The organism is Mesorhizobium caraganae, assembly GCF_016836705.1.
Lineage (GTDB): Bacteria > Pseudomonadota > Alphaproteobacteria > Rhizobiales > Rhizobiaceae > Mesorhizobium > Mesorhizobium caraganae.
The window spans coordinates 1-467 of record NZ_JAFCGY010000132.1; the positions used below are offsets into that span (position 1 = coordinate 1).

The window sequence follows — 467 nt, forward strand, 5'->3', positions numbered from 1 at the left end:
TATCGGGGACGCAAAAAAATGGACGGAAAGAAGCGCCGCGCTTATCACGCAGGGCGGCAAAATGCATACCCCATGGAAAGCTGAAGATATCGCGCTGCTGGAAAAATGGTGCGGTATTCCGGGACCCGCAGCGCCCTGGCTCCTGACCGCGCTGGCAGCCGATCTGGTCAGCCTCCGTAAACAGCCCCTGCTGGCGTTATTTTCCAGCGAACAGGAACATTTTATCAGTACCATCACCCCAGGGAGTGAAGATGAATATACCGGGTAATGGCCTGGGCCGGTTTGGCCTGGCCGGGCTTACGTTGGCCGGGATGGCTGCAATATGGTGGGGGATCACCCGCTATGGCGGCATGCTGAATATCAATACGCGGGGCGAGCAGGTACTGGCGTTTGTCCTGGTCTGTCTGGCGTTGGTATTTGTTTTTTACCTTCCTGCAATGTCCCGCCGTGTGAAGGAGAGTTTATAT

Annotated in this window: 2 protein-coding genes; both read left to right on the plus strand. The window is 55.9% G+C overall.

Going from position 1 to position 467, the window contains the following annotated elements:
- On the plus strand, positions 1-268 hold a 268-nt coding region (locus JQK88_RS35625; RefSeq protein WP_203281265.1), incomplete at its 5' end, for a hypothetical protein.
- A partial coding sequence (locus JQK88_RS35630) for a hypothetical protein (RefSeq protein ID WP_203281266.1) occupies positions 252-467 on the plus strand: 216 nt, incomplete at its 3' end. The genes JQK88_RS35625 and JQK88_RS35630, both read left to right, overlap by 17 nt.